This is a genomic window from Nocardia beijingensis NBRC 16342, assembly GCF_001612785.1.
Taxonomy (GTDB): domain Bacteria; phylum Actinomycetota; class Actinomycetes; order Mycobacteriales; family Mycobacteriaceae; genus Nocardia; species Nocardia beijingensis.
On sequence record NZ_BDBC01000068.1, the window covers coordinates 24,921 to 40,218 of the forward strand.

Here is a 15,298-nt window from a genome sequence, read left to right on the forward strand (position 1 = left end):
GGTGTCGGAGGTGGGTTGTAAGTTGGCTGTACCAGTAGGATGGTGACGTAACTAGCGGCGATACCTTCGGCGCGTTCCGCACAGTCCGCGCGTGGACCCTAATTCTTCAGCAGGCATCACCAGGGCCCCACGTGTGCTGTCCGATCGCTCTATGCCGGGATCAGCAAGTAAGGAGAGCTACCGACCAGTGGCTGCCAAAGACTCCAACGCATCGGGTTCGACCAGAGCGACCGGGAAGCAGGACTACGGTGCCTCCTCCATCACGGTACTCGAGGGACTCGAGGCGGTTCGCAAGCGTCCGGGCATGTACATCGGCTCCACCGGTGAGCGCGGTCTGCACCACCTGATCTGGGAGGTCGTCGACAACTCCGTCGACGAGGCGATGGCCGGATACGCGACGAAGGTCGAGGTCACCCTGCTGGCCGACGGCGGCGTCGAAGTGATCGACGACGGCCGGGGCATCCCCGTGGAGATGCACGCGCAGGGCATCCCCACCATCGAGGTCGTCATGACCCAGCTGCACGCGGGCGGCAAGTTCGACTCCGAGTCCTACGCGGTGTCCGGCGGTCTGCACGGCGTCGGCATCTCCGTGGTCAACGCGCTGTCGACGCGGCTGCAAGCCGAGGTCGACACCGGTGGCTACCACTGGACCCAGGAATACAAGGACGCGAAGCCCGGCAAGCTCATCCAGGGGGAGCCGACGAAGCGGACCGGCACCACCATCCGGTTCTGGCCGGATCCGGAGATCTTCGAGACCACCACCTTCAACTTCGAGACCGTCGCGCGCCGGTTGCAGGAGATGGCGTTCCTGAACAAGGGCCTCACCATCGTTCTCACCGACGAGCGGGTCAGCGACACCGAGATCACCGACGAAGTGGTCAGCGAGACCGCCGAGGCGCCCAAGCACGCCGAGGACGCCGCCGCGCCCGCCGAGCACAAGGTGAAGTCCCGCACCTACCACTACCCGGGTGGTCTGGAGGACTTCGTCCGCCATATCAACCGGACCAAGCAGCCGATCCACAACTCGGTCGTCGCGTTCACCGGCAAAGGCACCGGCCACGAGCTCGAGGTCGCGATGCAGTGGAACTCCGGTTACTCCGAGTCGGTGCACACCTTCGCCAACACCATCAACACCCACGAGGGCGGCACGCACGAAGAGGGCTTCCGCGCGGCGTTGACCACGGTGGTCAACAAGTACGCCAAGGACAAGAAGCTCATCAAGGAGAAGGACGGCAACCTCACCGGTGACGACATCCGGGAGGGCCTGGCCGCCATCGTGAGCGTCAAGGTCGGCGAGCCGCAGTTCGAGGGCCAGACCAAGACCAAGCTGGGCAACACCGAGGTGAAGTCGTTCGTGCAGCGCACCTGCAACGAGCACCTCACACACTGGTTCGAGGCCAACCCGGCCGACGCGAAGACCATCGTCAACAAGGCGGTGTCCTCGGCGCAGGCCCGCGTCGCCGCGCGCAAGGCCCGCGAGCTGGTGCGGCGCAAGTCCGCCACCGACCTGGGCGGGCTGCCGGGCAAGCTGGCCGACTGCCGGTCGAAGGACCCGAGCAAGTCCGAGATCTACATCGTGGAGGGCGACTCGGCGGGTGGCTCGGCCAAGTCCGGCCGCGACTCGATGTACCAGGCGATCCTGCCGCTGCGCGGCAAGATCATCAACGTCGAGAAGGCGCGTATCGACAAGGTCCTCAAGAACAACGAGGTCCAGTCGATCATCACCGCGTTCGGCACCGGCATCCACGACGAGTTCGACATCAGCAAGCTGCGGTATCACAAGATCGTGCTGATGGCCGACGCCGACGTCGACGGCCAGCACATCTCCACGCTGCTGCTGACCCTGCTGTTCCGTTTCATGCGTCCGCTGGTCGAGCACGGACACGTGTACCTGGCGCAGCCGCCGCTGTACAAGCTGAAGTGGCAGCGCAGCGAGCCGGAGTTCGCCTACTCCGACCGGGAACGCGACGGCCTGCTCGAACGCGGCCTCGCGGCGGGCAAGAAGATCAACAAGGACGACGGCATCCAGCGCTACAAGGGTCTGGGCGAGATGAATCCGAAGGAACTCTGGGAGACCACCATGGATCCCAGTGTCCGGGTGCTTCGTCAAGTGACGTTGGACGACGCGGCCGCAGCCGACGAGTTGTTCAGCGTGCTGATGGGCGAGGACGTGGAGGCCCGCCGCAGCTTCATCACCCGCAACGCCAAGGACGTCCGCTTCCTCGACGTGTGATACCGCCCCGGGCGCGGCCCATGGCATGGCGCCCGGCAGTTTTCGCACGTCAGCCCGTTAAGGAGACTTCATGACCGACATCACCCTGCCACCGGACGGTGCGGGCGACCGCGTCGAACCGGTCGACATCCAGCTGGAGATGCAGAACAGCTACATCGATTACGCGATGAGCGTGATCGTCGGCCGCGCGCTGCCCGAGGTGCGCGACGGCCTGAAGCCGGTGCATCGCCGGATCCTCTACGCCATGTACGACAACGGGTACCGGCCCGATCGCGGGTACGTGAAGTCGGCCCGCCCGGTGTCGGACACGATGGGTAACTACCACCCGCACGGCGACTCGGCGATCTACGACACCTTGGTGCGCATGGCCCAGCCGTGGGCGATGCGTTACCCGCTGGTGGACGGCCAGGGTAACTTCGGCAGCCGCGGCAACGACGGCGCCGCGGCCATGCGCTACACGGAGTGCCGCCTGACGCCGCTGGCGATGGAGATGCTGCGCGAGATCGACCACGAGACGGTCGATTTCATCCCCAACTACGACGGCAAGACGCAGGAACCGGTGGTCCTGCCGAGCCGCGTGCCGAACATGCTGATGAACGGCAGCAACGGCATCGCGGTCGGCATGGCGACCAACATCCCGCCGCACAATCTGACCGAGCTCGCCGACGCCATCTACTGGGCGCTGGACAACCACGACGCCGACGAGGAAGCCACCCTCGCCGCGTGCATGGAGCGGATCAAGGGGCCGGACTTCCCGACCGCGGGCCTGATCGTCGGCACCCAGGGCATCCACGACGCGTACACCACCGGCCGCGGCTCGATCAAGATGCGCGGTGTCGTGGAGATCGAGGAGGACAATCGCGGCCGCACCACGATCGTCATCACCGAGCTGCCCTACCAGGTCAACACCGACAACTTCATCAACGCGATCGCCGAGCAGGTCAAGGACGGCAAGATCGCCGGCATCGCGGACATCCACGACGAATCCTCCGACCGCGTCGGCCTGCGCATCGTGGTGACGGTCAAGCGGGACGCCGTCGCCAAGGTCGTGCTGAACAACCTGTACAAGCACACCCAGCTGCAAACCAGCTTCGGCGCCAACATGCTGTCCATCGTCGACGGCGTGCCGCGCACGCTGCGCCTGGACCAGATGATCCGGTTCTACGTCAACCACCAGTTGGACGTCATCATCCGGCGCACCAGGTACCTGCTGCGCAAGGCCGAGGAGCGGGCCCACATCCTGCGCGGCCTGGTCAAGGCGCTGGACGCGCTGGACGAGGTCATCGCGCTGATCCGCCGCTCGGCCAACACCGACACCGCGCGCACCGGCCTGATGCAGCTGCTCGACATCGACGAGATCCAGGCCACCGCGATCCTGGACATGCAGCTGCGGCGGCTCTCGGCGCTGGAGCGGCAGAAGATCGTCGACGATCTGACCAAGATCGAAGCCGAGATCGCCGATTACAAGGACATCCTGGACAAGCCGGAGCGGCAGCGCGCGATCGTGCGCGACGAGCTGGCCGAGATCGTGGACAAGTACGGCGACGAGCGGCGCACCCAGATCGTCTCCGCCGACGGCGACGTGGCCGACGAGGATCTGATCGCCCGCGAAGACGTGGTCGTCACGATCACCGAGACCGGCTACGCCAAGCGCACCAAGACCGATCTCTACCGCAGTCAGAAGCGTGGCGGCAAGGGCGTGCAGGGCGCGGGCCTCAAGCAGGACGACATCGTCAAGCACTTCTTCATCACCTCGACGCACGACTGGCTGCTGTTCTTCACGAACAAGGGGCGGGTCTACCGGGCCAAGGCCTACGAGCTGCCCGAGGCCAACCGCACCGCGCGCGGCCAGCACGTGGCCAACCTGCTTGCCTTCCAGCCGGACGAGAAGATCGCCCAGATCATCCAGATCAAGTCCTACGACGACGCGCCGTACCTGGTGCTCGCCACCAAGAACGGCCTGGTGAAGAAGTCGAGGCTGACCGACTTCGACTCCAACCGCAGCGGCGGCATCGTCGCGGTGAATCTGCGCGACGAGGACGAATTGGTCGGCGCGGTGCTCTGCTCGGCCGACGACGACCTGCTCTTGGTCTCCGCGCTCGGCCAGTCGATCCGGTTCTCCGCCACCGACGAGGCGTTGCGTCCGATGGGGCGCGCCACCTCCGGCGTGCAGGGCATGCGGTTCAACGACAGCGATGCGCTGTTGTCGCTCAACGTGGTTCGCGACGGCACCTATCTGCTGGTCGCCACGTCCGGCGGCTACGCGAAGCGGACCGCGATCGAGGAGTACACGCCGCAGGGTCGCGGTGGTAAAGGCGTATTGACCATCCAGTTCGACGCGAAACGTGGCACCCTGGTCGGGGCGCTCATCGTCGACGACGATGATGAGTTGTACGCGATCACCTCCGGGGGCGGCGTCATCCGGACGGCGGCGAAGCAGGTTCGTAAGGCTGGACGACAGACCAAGGGCGTGCGATTGATGAACCTCGCCGAGGGCGATACCTTGCTTGCGATCGCGCGCAACGCCGATGAGCCCGATCCTGATCAGGTCTTCGGTGGCGGCGACACCGGCTCCTCCGAGAAGTAACCCAACAGCGGCGGCAACGAACGGATCTAAGGATTCCCATTGACCACTCCGAATCAGCCGAATGACGAGCGGCACCAGACGAACGGTGTGACCGAGCGGATCGCACCGTCACCGATCCCGCCGCGGCCGATCCCACGGCCGGTCGCCTCGGCCGAGAACGGTCAGGGCCAGCCCAGTGGCGGTCAGCCGGGCGGTCACCCCGGTGGCGGCCACCCTGGTGGACCGCAGCCCGGTGGACCGCAGGGCCAGCCGAACGGGCCGCAGTCCGGCGGGCATCCGGGTGGACAGCCGGTCAACCAGCCCGGCGGCAACCAGCCGAACGCGCAACCGCACGAGATCCGCGATCAAAAGGGTGATTTCGCGCCGCAGCAGGGAGCGCCGGACCAGGCTCCCGGGGGTGACGGCCAGAATCGCTTCGACCAGAAGACGACGCGGATCCCCAACCCGGCCCCGCAGTCCGCGCCCGAGAGCGAGGACAAGCAGCCGGTGGGCGCCGCCAACGGCGGACAGCAGTCGCAGTATCAGGACGGGTGGGCGCAGCTGCCGCAGCGGGAGCCGCAGTCCAACCTGTACCGGCCGGGGCAGGCCCCGGTCACCGGCCGCCCGAACTCCTCCGGTGGTGCGGGCGTCGGCCTCGGCGGCAGCACGTCCAACGCGCGTACCACCGCCGACCTGGCGGCCAAGGCGGCGCGCAAGGAAGCGGCGATGGTGAAGTCCGTCGGCATCGACGGCCCCACCCGTAGCATCGCCCGGCCGGAACTGATCAAGGACATGCCGGACCTGTCCGAGATCCGGCATCCGCTGCCACAGGCCGAAGCGGCGGGCCCCCAGTCCGGGCCGGTTTCGCCCGCGGTTCCGGTGGCGGTCGCCGCTGTCGCCTCCGGGGAGCCGCTGCGGGCCACCGTGCAGATCCGCCGCATCGATCCGTGGTCGACGCTGAAGATCTCGCTGGTCATCAGCGTGGCGATGTTCTTCGTGTGGATGCTCGCGGTCGGCCTGCTGTACATCGTGCTCGAGGGCATGGGCGTGTGGGAGCGGCTGAACAACACGTTCACCGACATGGTGTCCCAGGACAGCGGCTCGGTCGGCCTGATCGACGCAGGCACCGTGTTCGGGTACGCGGGCGTGATCGGCTTGATCAACGTCGTGCTGTTCACCGCGCTCGGCACCGTGGGCACCTTCATCTACAACCAGTGCTGCGACCTCGTCGGCGGCATCCAGGTCACCCTGGCCGACCCGGACTAGACCCCACAGCACTGCGAACGGTCGGTACTCGCCCAATGGGCTGGGTACCGGCCGTTTCTGTCGGTACGACGAGGCTGAGCAACCCTCCCCGGGAGCGCGGGACAGCGGCGCTCCACCGCCGCCAACCGAGCCCGGTAAGGCTCCTACCAGCCGTTTTGGTTCCATCGATAGGTGTTGTGTAGTCTCTACACGTTGTTGTTCACCGCGAACAACGCGAACTACGGGCCTATAGCTCAGGCGGTTAGAGCGCTTCGCTGATAACGAAGAGGTCGGAGGTTCAAGTCCTCCTAGGCCCACCTCTGGTGCCAGTTCAGGCACATTCCCTTACCCGATCCCCCGTCATCATCGCGTCGTCGCCTACCGCTTTCGACGCGGCGCGTCTTTTGGCGCGGAGACCATACCTTCCGCTCGCTCGTCGGTGCCGAACTGGCGGTGGCGCTGGTGGGTGAAGACAGCTACGCCGATTGGCTGATGAAGCACCACAGGGCGAGCGCGGGATGAGCGTCGCAAAGCCAGGGGCACCGTCGCCCGGCAATCGCCGGTGCCCTGCGCTCCACGTCGGCCGGTCGTCGATATCTCGGACACGGCCGTGTGGACTACTGGCAGAACTGGGGGCCCTGGTTCATGAGCATCAGTTTGATGATGGTGCACAGGATGCTTCCCGAACCGCTGGCCGATCCGCTGTCGCCGGCCACCGCCGAGACAGCGGGGGCGGGTTGCGGAATCTCGGCCTGCGCGGTCGCAGCGGGTGCCAGCACAGCCACGCTCAACAGAGCGCCCATGGTGAGCCGAGTGATTCGAGTCATGTCGAATCCGCCTTTCTAGCTTGAGTTTTCGGTCCGCTGTGGCGTACCACCAAGACCATCGTCGGCTCCGCGCCTGCCGTTACCGCGGTGTTATACAGCTACGTCGCTGCGTCGTTCGCCAGGTGAGCTCGAACTCCGCTGTGTGCGTCGCTGTAACGCCCGTGGCAGGCGGCTCGACATCTCTGACAACAGTTGGCCGACAAGGACATTCGTAAGGGCTGCGATGCCGTAGCGCGCCGGTTGCGGCGTGCCGAGGATCGCTGGCAAGACTGAACGCCGAAAGCGTCAGCTGTGCAACGACTTTCGAGGGGTGCGCGATGAACGTCAAACTATCGGCTGTGGCGTCGCTTGCGGCGACCGCTGTGATCGCGACTGCCGCGTGCGGGACCGACTCGGGCACATCGGCCGGGCCTGAGACGTCGGCGGGGCGTACGGCCACCGCATCACCGGCGAGTCCAGCGGTCACGCGGACCCCGGGGATCGGCGATCCGGCGACGACGCCGGAACGGGCTTCCGGAGCCACAGCGGCTCCCGGTACACCCGCGGCGACGATCTCCTCTCCCGTCACGGAGCAGCCACCGGAAGGAAGTGGCCACGGCCTGTGCTTCGACGCGAACTCGGCGCTCGCGGCGTCCTCGATCGCCACATTGGCAGCGCCCCCCGGCGGGTCTTGGACGGTTCAAGGGGCGAGCGAGGATCCGATCGTGGCGGGATGTTCCGGGGTGCTGTCGTGGATGACGGTGGAATGGCCGGGAATCCACCCCGGCACACATGTTCTGTTCTTCACCGGCGGGAAGTATCTGGGGACCGCGAGCGCGCGGCCGTATGCGTACACGACAGTTCTGGGCAAGACCCGCGACACCGTCTCGGTGCAGTACCGCTGGCCGGAGAAGAGTGACCCGCTGTGCTGCCCACAGGGCGGACCGAGCGTCGTCACGTTCACCCTGACCGGCACCACCGTGCAGGCGAACGGTCAGTTCCCTCCGGACAACTGATCCACCGACCACAAAGAGAAAGGCTCATGCTCTTCGTGAGCATGAGCCTCGGACGTGGAGCCTAGGGGAATCGAACCCCTAACCCCTGCCTTGCAAAGGCAGTGCTCTGCCAATTGAGCTAAGGCCCCGTGCGTACAGACGCCTGAAAACGGTACCTTCTCGCCGCTGACATGGTCAAAACGGCAGGTTGTCGCGTCAAGGGGAGCGCAGTCGGCGGCACGACCGCGTCGGGCCGCGTCGGCGCCTTTCCGCACGTCATCGAGGGAGGGCAGCGGAAGCGACAAGATGTCGCGCATCTCGTCGTCGGGGACGCCGAACATCCGCAGCAGGTCCTCGGTGACCTGATCGGTGGCGGCCGCCTCGTCGCGGTCGGGGTGGTCGTGGAAGTAGCTGGCCGAGGCGCAGCACGGCGCCCGTCACGATCGTCATGGCCAGTTCGGGGTCCCGGCTCCGGAACCGGCCGGTGCGAGCGGCGGCCTCGATATCGCGGCGAGCGCGCGGTGCGAGTCGGTCGAGCCGTTCTGGGCGGGCTTCGGACACCGCAGTAGGGTGGAAACCATGAAACTTCTTCTCACCGCCGGTGTCGTGGTTCTGGTTCTCTTCGGCATCTCGAAGCTGCGCCGGCGCAGCGACGCGGACATGTGGCACGAGGTGACCACCCGCTGATACCTGGAGGGGCCTTAGCTCAATTGGCAGAGCACTGCCTTTGCAAGGCAGGGGTTAGGGGTTCGATTCCCCTAGGCTCCACTGCATAGCCGGATCTTTGTGTCCAATTGGACACAGAGCCGAAGCGGCACAACCGGGACAAGGCGCCGCAATCAGACGATATTCGCCGATACTGTGCCAGACTGTGCCCCGCACAGTAATGCACTCCTCACCCTCGGAGGAACGTCTATGACGAATTCTGTTGCGCCACTCGAATTGCCCGAACCCCTGGTCATCACGCTGGGAAATCTCAAGGGCGGTGTCGGCAAAACGACATCAGCGTTCTTCTTGGCGAGCTACTTCGCTTCGGTACACGAATCGCGGGTGCTCGTGATCGATGCCGACCCGCTCAGCCAGACCGGATATTCCTGGTACCGGCGGCTGGTCAAGGGGGGAATCGACGTGCCGTTCCAGCTGGTCGCGTTCCCCTCGCGGCATGTCGGCGACTGCATCACCGACCATGCCGCCGATTTCGACGTCATCATCGTGGACGCCGGGGGTGAGTCGGCCGACATCTTCAAGGCCGCTGTTCCGGAGAGTGACGAGCTGTTGTTGTTGACGAGCGTGAGCCCGTCGGAGGTCAAACGCGTGCCCAGCACATTCAAAGCCGCCGAGGAGGCCGCGGCCGATTCCGACCGGGAAATCCGGGTGCGGGTGCTGATGACCAAAGTTCCGGTGATCATGAAGAAAGGGGTCAACGTCTCGACCGAATACCGCGCGCAGCGGGGACATCTGGAAAGCGCGGGCTACGACGTATTCGATTCCTACTTGAGCGCCTGGAAATGGTACCGGGAGGCAGCCGACGGGGAAGTGGGGGAGGGCGCCGAGAATCCGATCGAGGATCTGGGCGAGTATCGCAAGGTGGGCGACGAGTTGTTGAGCGCGTATCGCGTCCTCATGGAGGTGCCCGCCTGATGCCTCCGCAACGCAGGAAGGGTTCGATCGGCGGGGCCAATCCGCTATCCGACGGCGCCGAGCACACGCCACCGGTGTCCCCGCTGCGCGATGCCGAATGGCGGCGGGCGAGGCCGGTGAGCCCGAATGTCTTGACCATGCCGGTGCCCGATGCCGGTGACGGACCGCTGAGCGATCGGGAACGAGCGCAGCTGACCGCGTGCGAGTCGTCGATCGACACGCTGCGCATCGCGTTCTGGGCGGCGGGGCGCGCACTGCAGATCGTGCGGGACGGCCGGCTCTACCGGGACAGCCACGACACCTTCGACGACTACGTGGAACAGCGGTGGGATATGCAGCGGTCATACGCGCACAAGCTGATTCGAGCTTGGCCGCTGGCCGCGCGGCTGCATCCGATCGCGCCGGCGATCAACGAAGGGCAGGTGCGCGAGCTGCTGCCGGTGGCGGCCGAATACGGCGAAGAGGCGGCGATCACCGTCTACACCACCGTTGCGGCGAGCGCCGACGCGAAGGTCACCGCGGGAAGACTCCGGCAAGCGGTGGCTCTGCTGCCCGAACGCTATGACGAAGAGGTGGTGGTCGAGCGCCTCCGGGCGTGGCTGCGCGGCGAACTGCCGGGCGAGGGGATCGATCGTGCGGCCGACATCTTCACCGCCATGGAGTCCCGGCTCGCGGCGCTGACCAAGCGCGTGGTCAAAGGATCCAGTGACGACCCACGCGCGGCCCGCGAATTCGCGGCCAAGCTCAGGACGATCGCCGAACAGATCGAGGAACAGATCACCGCGTGAAAAACTGATTCGCCGATGGGCCCCGTTTTCCCTGCGGGGCCCTTCGCGTATCGGGAAACGAATTGGAAGCGGAAATTATGAATGAACTTCCACACGCCGGAACGAGTTATTGTTTCGTTATGGAAATAAAGGTGTGTTGTGCTTTACGTGATGCAAGCTATGCCGAAAGGTGAACACTCGGATCGGATCCGCTGGACTGACGAAGCACCGTGATGGTTTTCGAATCAATTCGAGGTCTTTGGTGAAGTCGGTCGCGCCGGGCACGGCGCGTCGTATGGCTCCGCCGGAGGCCGGCGATATGAGCATCGGAGGACCGCATCATGGCATCATCGACCGACGACCGATATCTCCGCTACCTGCGACGTGCTGTGCTCTGGGCACTCGCCACCGGGGCGGCCGCACTCATCGGCGTGCTGTGCAACGCGGGGGAGGCATCGGCCCAGCCGGTGACCATCCCCGGCGTGGGAACGTTCGAGATTTCCGGCGATATTCCACTTCCCGGATCGCCGGAAAAACTGCTCCGAAACAACGCGATACTTCCTGTCGACGAATCGCCGGTGGCCGCGGGATTCTCGGAATTCGAGAACATCGCCGCCGCACCGGTCCCCCGGATGGAGATCGCCCCCGCGACTCTCGGCCCGGCCATCGAGTCCCCGGTATCGGTGCACATCCCGGTGATCGAACTGCCGATGCCGACGATCGTGCCTGCGATCGAGCTCCCGCTGATCGGCGTGCTCCCGGAGATCGAGATCCCCTTCCTCGGCGACATTCCGCAGATCATGCCCAGGGCGCCCACCCCGCCCGCGGCCGTGATACCGCAGAGGTCCGCCGGTGAGATGGCAGTCGACGCGGCCCGGACCAAGATCGGTTCCGAGTACAGCTACGGCGCCGTCGGCCCCGACTCCTTCGATTGCTCCGGACTGGTGCAGTGGTCCTACGAGCAGGCCGGCGTCGAACTGCCCCGCACGAGCTACGACCAGCTCGCCGTGGGAACGCCGGTACCGCTCGACGAACTGCGCCCCGGCGATATGGTGTCGTTCTACGGCGGAAGCCACTCCGCCCTCTACGCAGGCGACGGCAAAGTCATCCACGCATCGACATACGGGACGGGCGTGACCACTTCCCCCCTCTCCTCGATGCCGGTGACAGGAGCCCGCCGATTCTGACTCTCTCCGGTGCGGCCGCACCGCCCATCGCCGGTCAGGGAGAGACCGCCGCCGCTTCCAACGCGGCCAGCGTCTCGGCATCCGGCCAGTGGCGAATCTCGTAGCGGCGAGGCGAGAGATCCTGGACCGGAGTGAGGCCGGTCAGTCCCACGACAGCATCGAACGGGACTTCGAAGAGACGCTCCAGCTCACCTCGGTCGTCGCGGCAGAAGGCGACGTAATCGGCTTCCGGGAGCAGGTATTCGACACCCTCCCCCCAGACGGTGATCGTGAAGGGACCGTTGTCGCCATGGCCGTACATGACCGAACCGACGTAGGCGGGTTCGAGGTCATAGGGCGTGAACTCCAGATCGCGTTCGACGATCTCGTTGAGAAGCTGCGCCTGCGCCTCGTATTCGGTGACCGCAAGGCCACATCGGGCGCGCTGCACGGCGGGCAGGTGGCGGTGCGCGGGCGAACGATCGAGCGGGATGATCGCGCCGCTGTCGTCCACGGTGTACCCCTGTGGCGAGATCGGGCGGGACGCGTCGCGGTACTGCTGTTCCACCACCTCGAAGATCGGCTCGAGATCGTCGGCGCCGGTCGCGATGATGAGCGTGTCCACATCGGGCATGAACGCGACGGGCGCCCGGGTGCCGAGGCCGGAACCGGCGAGCCAGCCGGGGAACAGCGGCCATGAGGTGCAGTAGCCGTCGCCGTCGTCGACGAATTGCAGGACGCTGTCTTCCTCGATATCGGTGAAAGCGACTATCGCGCCGAGATTCTCGCGCGCGGCGGTGAATACCTCTTCGGAACTCACGCCCCACTCGCGCAAAGACGCGTAGGTGACGATGGATCGGGTCTGGGGCATATCGATGGCGACCATCTCGTCCACGAATGGGAAAGCCGAGCGCGCGATCGGCCGCGACTCCGGCTCGACACCCACGCCGAAGCTGTTGGGACGCAACAATGGTCGCAGCATGGACCGCACCGCCGGCCAGTCCGGCGCTGGGGCGCGTAGCTCACGCAAGGCACCGCAGTGCTGCGCGATCCGGGCTTCGCGCTCGGCGAGATCGAGTTCACGGGTCTCGCGGAAGATGTTGTGCAGATCGAGAAAGAGATCGCCGATTCGTATCGCGAATTGGTCCGGATCGTATTCGGCATCCGTTTCGTCCAGCGTGGTCAGATGTTGCATGACGAGCGCGGCGAAGGCGGCGGCTTCGTCTTCGATGTTCTGCACGCGGCCACGGTAGTCGCGACGCCGGGCCGACGCCCCGCGCCGGCTTACCGGCTGAGGGGACCGTGCCGATCCAGGTGCAGGTAGGTGAAGCCGGTGACGAGCAGGCACACGACGGTGGCGGTGATCAGCATGGCCCAGCCCGCGACCACCAGGCTCAGCAGTCCGCCGAGCAGTGCGCCGAGCGAAAAACTGGCGTAGAGCAGGAAGTATCCGAGCCAGTCCGCGTAGTCGCCCCCGCTGAGATGGCGTTCGACGCCTTGGCCCAGTTTGACCAGCGTCCCGGTGACATAACTGAGCGGCACCGACACTTCACCGTTGCGCACGAACGACGTGTTGAGCGCGCCGACGCCGAAGGCGACGAACAAGATCGGCAGCAGACCGATCGGTCTACTCGAGGTCTGGTATTCGAGCACGTCGATGATCGAGGCCAGCGCCAGGCAGACGGTGGTCAGCAGGGTCGGTCCGTGCGGATGCCCCGACCAATAGCGTCTGCGGCACCATGACGCCACCACCACACCGGACAGGAACGACATCAGCAACGCAGCGGCCGCCAACCCCATATCCGTTTCGTCGTGGAAGTACCCGAGCACGGCCCGTTCGGTGTTGCCCGTCATGAAGGTGACGAAATAGCCGGCCGTATGCATGAACGCCGCCGCACCGATAAGCCCGGCGAGCGCCGCCAGTACCCAGGACAGTCTGGCTTCGGAGTCGAAGAGTGCCTTTTTGCGACTTTCTTCCGGTTCCGGCACGGGTCGAACTCCTTCCGGTACGGGGCGACGGTTCAGTCAAGCAGGCTCGTCGACGGAATCCGCCCACGCAGCGCCGACCGTTGCCCAGCGAACGCCGCCGCTTCGGGACGAGTCGGCCTGCATATGGTTCGACGCGTCAGCCGAAGCGCCGTCCCACCTGGCCGGCACGATGACGCCGGTCGGCCTTCCGTGGCATGCGGGCGAGCGCACTCCCGAGCGAGTCGCTGCTCGGTTACCGTGCAGAGGTGGATACTCTGCTCGACTTCCTGCTGACCGAGCCGGTGGCAGCGGCGCCGCTCGACGATGTCGCCGCGGCGTGGACGCGACATCGAGTGGCCGCGAAACGATTCGAGCAGCCGGTGGAGGTGGCGATCGCGGGCGGATTCGGCGCCGACCGGCTCGGATTCGCCTTCCTGTCCGGCTATCAGGAGGCGTTGCGGACGCTAGTTCCCGACCTGCCGGAAGACGAGCTGGTCGCGATGTGCGCGACCGAGGAGGGTGGCGGTCACCCCGCCGCGATTCGCACCACGCTCACCGAGCGGGACGGCGCTTGGGTGCTCGACGGCACGAAGTCGTTCGCGACCATGGGCTCCTACGCACGGCGATTGGTCGTGATCGCCAGTGCGGGCACGGCGCCGGACGGCCGGAATCGGTTGCGCGCCTGCATGGTCGAGACGAACGAGGCGGGCGTGCGCCTGACCGATCATCCCGCGCTGTCGTTCGCGCCCGAGGTTCCGCACGCCTCGGTAACACTGACCGGCGTGCCGGCGTCGCTGCTTCCGGGTGACGGATATCTGGACTACCTCAAGCCGTTCCGGACGATCGAGGACATCCACGTGCTGGCCGCCACGCTCGGCTGGCTGGTGCGGGTGGCCCGGGTGTCGGATTGGCCGCGCGCGAGCCGGCAACGGCTGTTGACACTGGTGGCCGCCGTGCGCGGCCTCGATATCGATGCGCCGGGCGCGGCCGGGGTGCACATCGCCCTCGGCGGCGTCTTCGATGCGTTCGGCGCCGTGCTGGCCGAGATCGAGCCCTTGTGGCAGTCCGCCGACCCGGTGACGCGGCAGCGGTGGGAGCGGGACCGGCCACTGCTGGCGACCGCTGGGCGCGTGCGCGCGCAGCGGCTCACCGCCGCGTGGCGGGTGGTGGAACCGGGCGGCGACGAAGCGGGAACAGGCGCCTGAGCTGGGCCGAAAATGGGGAGCGGGCCTCGGCGAAGGGGGGGAGTTAGCCGAGGCCCGCGTAGGGTCGGCCCGGGGGGGAGGGGCCGACGTGAACGATGCTACTCGATGATGTGCGTTTGTGTGTGCGTGGGGACGGCCGGGTTCCAAGTTTTTTCGGGTTGGCTTACTTTCCCGACACCACGTCGCAGTTGTCACCGGCCCGGCGGTCGCCCGCGCCGCTCCGGGCAGTTGGCTTGTTGTTTGCCAAAATCGTTGTAAGGCAAGCCTTTCCACGTATGCGCAGCGGTAGGACCTGCTGAGGCGAGGCGTTGCGCGCAACATGCCGACCGGTCGCCGCACCGGAGAAAACTATGACAACTCCGGGCGTGTCGGTCGTTCTGGGCGCGGCGGCGCCCGCGCGCATCGGCCGAACCTGTCGGACCCCGATGCGAACATGTGTTCGTGGTCATCGACTGGACTGTTCGCGCGGCGCGCCCCCGCTCGTCGCGCCGGCGCGCGTGCGCGTGTCCGCCATCCGAGTACGGGCTGCCGGCGATTCGGGTAGCCCGCTACGCGCGCTCCGATACCCGTGCACGGGGGACCATCGAACCGGTCGCATTCCGATCCGGTACCCCCGAGCACCACTGGATCGGAATGCGGCCTTCTCGCGTCGCACGGGTCGCCCGCCGGTGGCAGCCGGATACCCGGAAAAGAAATCGGATGAAAT

The 15,298-nt window shown here is 66.2% G+C and carries 11 protein-coding genes, 3 tRNA genes and 1 pseudogene; 10 read left to right on the top strand and 5 right to left on the bottom strand.

The window, feature by feature from the left end:
* Positions 1 to 187: 187 nt before the first annotated feature.
* The 4 genes from gyrB (at position 188) to NB3_RS30810 (ending at position 6,361) form a co-directional block, all read left to right on the top strand.
* On the top strand, positions 188 to 2,233 hold the full coding sequence (gene gyrB, locus NB3_RS30795; RefSeq protein WP_067810250.1) for a DNA topoisomerase (ATP-hydrolyzing) subunit B: 2,046 nt from the start codon (positions 188 to 190) through the stop codon (positions 2,231 to 2,233).
* 70 nt (positions 2,234 to 2,303) lie between these two features.
* Complete coding sequence (gyrA, locus tag NB3_RS30800) at positions 2,304 to 4,820, top strand: DNA gyrase subunit A (protein ID WP_067810252.1); 2,517 nt, start codon at positions 2,304 to 2,306, stop codon at positions 4,818 to 4,820.
* 39 nt (positions 4,821 to 4,859) lie between these two features.
* On the top strand, positions 4,860 to 6,065 hold the full coding sequence (locus NB3_RS30805) for a DUF3566 domain-containing protein (RefSeq protein ID WP_244892155.1): 1,206 nt from the start codon (positions 4,860 to 4,862) through the stop codon (positions 6,063 to 6,065).
* Between the two features lie 222 nt (positions 6,066 to 6,287).
* Positions 6,288 to 6,361 (top strand) — tRNA-Ile (locus tag NB3_RS30810).
* A gap of 300 nt (positions 6,362 to 6,661) precedes the next feature.
* Here the strand turns inward: NB3_RS30810 and NB3_RS30815 are convergent.
* On the bottom strand, positions 6,662 to 6,871 hold the full coding sequence (locus NB3_RS30815; RefSeq protein WP_157112106.1) for a hypothetical protein: 210 nt from the start codon (positions 6,869 to 6,871) through the stop codon (positions 6,662 to 6,664).
* Between the two features lie 704 nt (positions 6,872 to 7,575).
* Between NB3_RS30815 and NB3_RS35730 the strand changes: the two genes are divergently transcribed.
* A complete protein-coding gene (locus tag NB3_RS35730) occupies positions 7,576 to 7,866 on the top strand; it encodes an LppP/LprE family lipoprotein (protein WP_169810768.1) in 291 nt (96 codons plus the stop codon).
* Between the two features lie 55 nt (positions 7,867 to 7,921).
* On the opposite strand, the gene NB3_RS30825 is transcribed toward NB3_RS35730, so the two are convergent.
* Together NB3_RS30825 and NB3_RS36440 are read right to left on the bottom strand one after the other, a co-directional pair.
* Positions 7,922 to 7,994 (bottom strand) — tRNA-Ala (locus NB3_RS30825).
* 126 nt (positions 7,995 to 8,120) lie between these two features.
* Positions 8,121 to 8,373: pseudogene (locus NB3_RS36440) on the bottom strand (TetR/AcrR family transcriptional regulator); the annotation flags it as partial.
* Between the two features lie 167 nt (positions 8,374 to 8,540).
* Here NB3_RS36440 and NB3_RS30830 point away from each other — a divergent pair.
* The 4 genes from NB3_RS30830 (at position 8,541) to NB3_RS30845 (ending at position 11,440) form a co-directional block, all read left to right on the top strand.
* Positions 8,541 to 8,613 (top strand) — tRNA-Ala (locus NB3_RS30830).
* Between the two features lie 147 nt (positions 8,614 to 8,760).
* Complete coding sequence (locus NB3_RS30835; RefSeq protein ID WP_084823819.1) at positions 8,761 to 9,486, top strand: ParA family protein; 726 nt, start codon at positions 8,761 to 8,763, stop codon at positions 9,484 to 9,486.
* Positions 9,486 to 10,274 carry a hypothetical protein gene (locus NB3_RS30840; RefSeq protein WP_067810260.1) on the top strand — a complete coding sequence of 263 codons (789 nt, stop codon included), beginning with the start codon at positions 9,486 to 9,488 and terminating at the stop codon, positions 10,272 to 10,274. The genes NB3_RS30835 and NB3_RS30840 overlap by 1 nt, the downstream gene beginning before the upstream one ends.
* Positions 10,275 to 10,963: 689 nt before the next feature.
* Positions 10,964 to 11,440: a C40 family peptidase gene (locus tag NB3_RS30845; RefSeq protein ID WP_067810288.1), complete on the top strand. Its 477-nt coding sequence runs from the start codon at positions 10,964 to 10,966 to the stop codon at positions 11,438 to 11,440.
* 34 nt (positions 11,441 to 11,474) lie between these two features.
* Here the strand turns inward: NB3_RS30845 and NB3_RS30850 are convergent, their stop codons facing one another.
* Positions 11,475 to 12,659, bottom strand: a complete 1,185-nt coding sequence (locus NB3_RS30850; RefSeq protein WP_067810261.1) for a DUF1444 domain-containing protein — start codon at positions 12,657 to 12,659, stop codon at positions 11,475 to 11,477.
* 44 nt (positions 12,660 to 12,703) lie between these two features.
* Complete coding sequence (locus NB3_RS30855) at positions 12,704 to 13,408, bottom strand: YoaK family protein (protein WP_067810262.1); 705 nt, start codon at positions 13,406 to 13,408, stop codon at positions 12,704 to 12,706.
* 245 nt (positions 13,409 to 13,653) lie between these two features.
* On the opposite strand from NB3_RS30855, the gene NB3_RS30860 reads away from it, so the two are divergent.
* Positions 13,654 to 14,592 carry an acyl-CoA dehydrogenase family protein gene (locus NB3_RS30860; RefSeq protein ID WP_067810289.1) on the top strand — a complete coding sequence of 313 codons (939 nt, stop codon included), beginning with the start codon at positions 13,654 to 13,656 and terminating at the stop codon, positions 14,590 to 14,592.
* The last annotated feature ends 706 nt before the right edge of the window (positions 14,593 to 15,298 follow it).

What these genes read in the sequence shown, in the direction of transcription:
- gyrA (WP_067810252.1), top strand. Translation starts at nt 2,304, where the DNA reads ATGACCGACATCACCCTGCCACCGGACGGTGCGGGCGACCGCGTCGAA.
- NB3_RS30845 (WP_067810288.1), top strand. Translation starts at nt 10,964, where the DNA reads ATGCCGACGATCGTGCCTGCGATCGAGCTCCCGCTGATCGGCGTGCTC.
- NB3_RS30840 (WP_067810260.1), top strand. Translation starts at nt 9,486, where the DNA reads ATGCCTCCGCAACGCAGGAAGGGTTCGATCGGCGGGGCCAATCCGCTA.
- NB3_RS30835 (WP_084823819.1), top strand. Translation starts at nt 8,761, where the DNA reads ATGACGAATTCTGTTGCGCCACTCGAATTGCCCGAACCCCTGGTCATC.
- NB3_RS30815 (WP_157112106.1), bottom strand. Translation starts at nt 6,871, where the DNA reads ATGACTCGAATCACTCGGCTCACCATGGGCGCTCTGTTGAGCGTGGCT.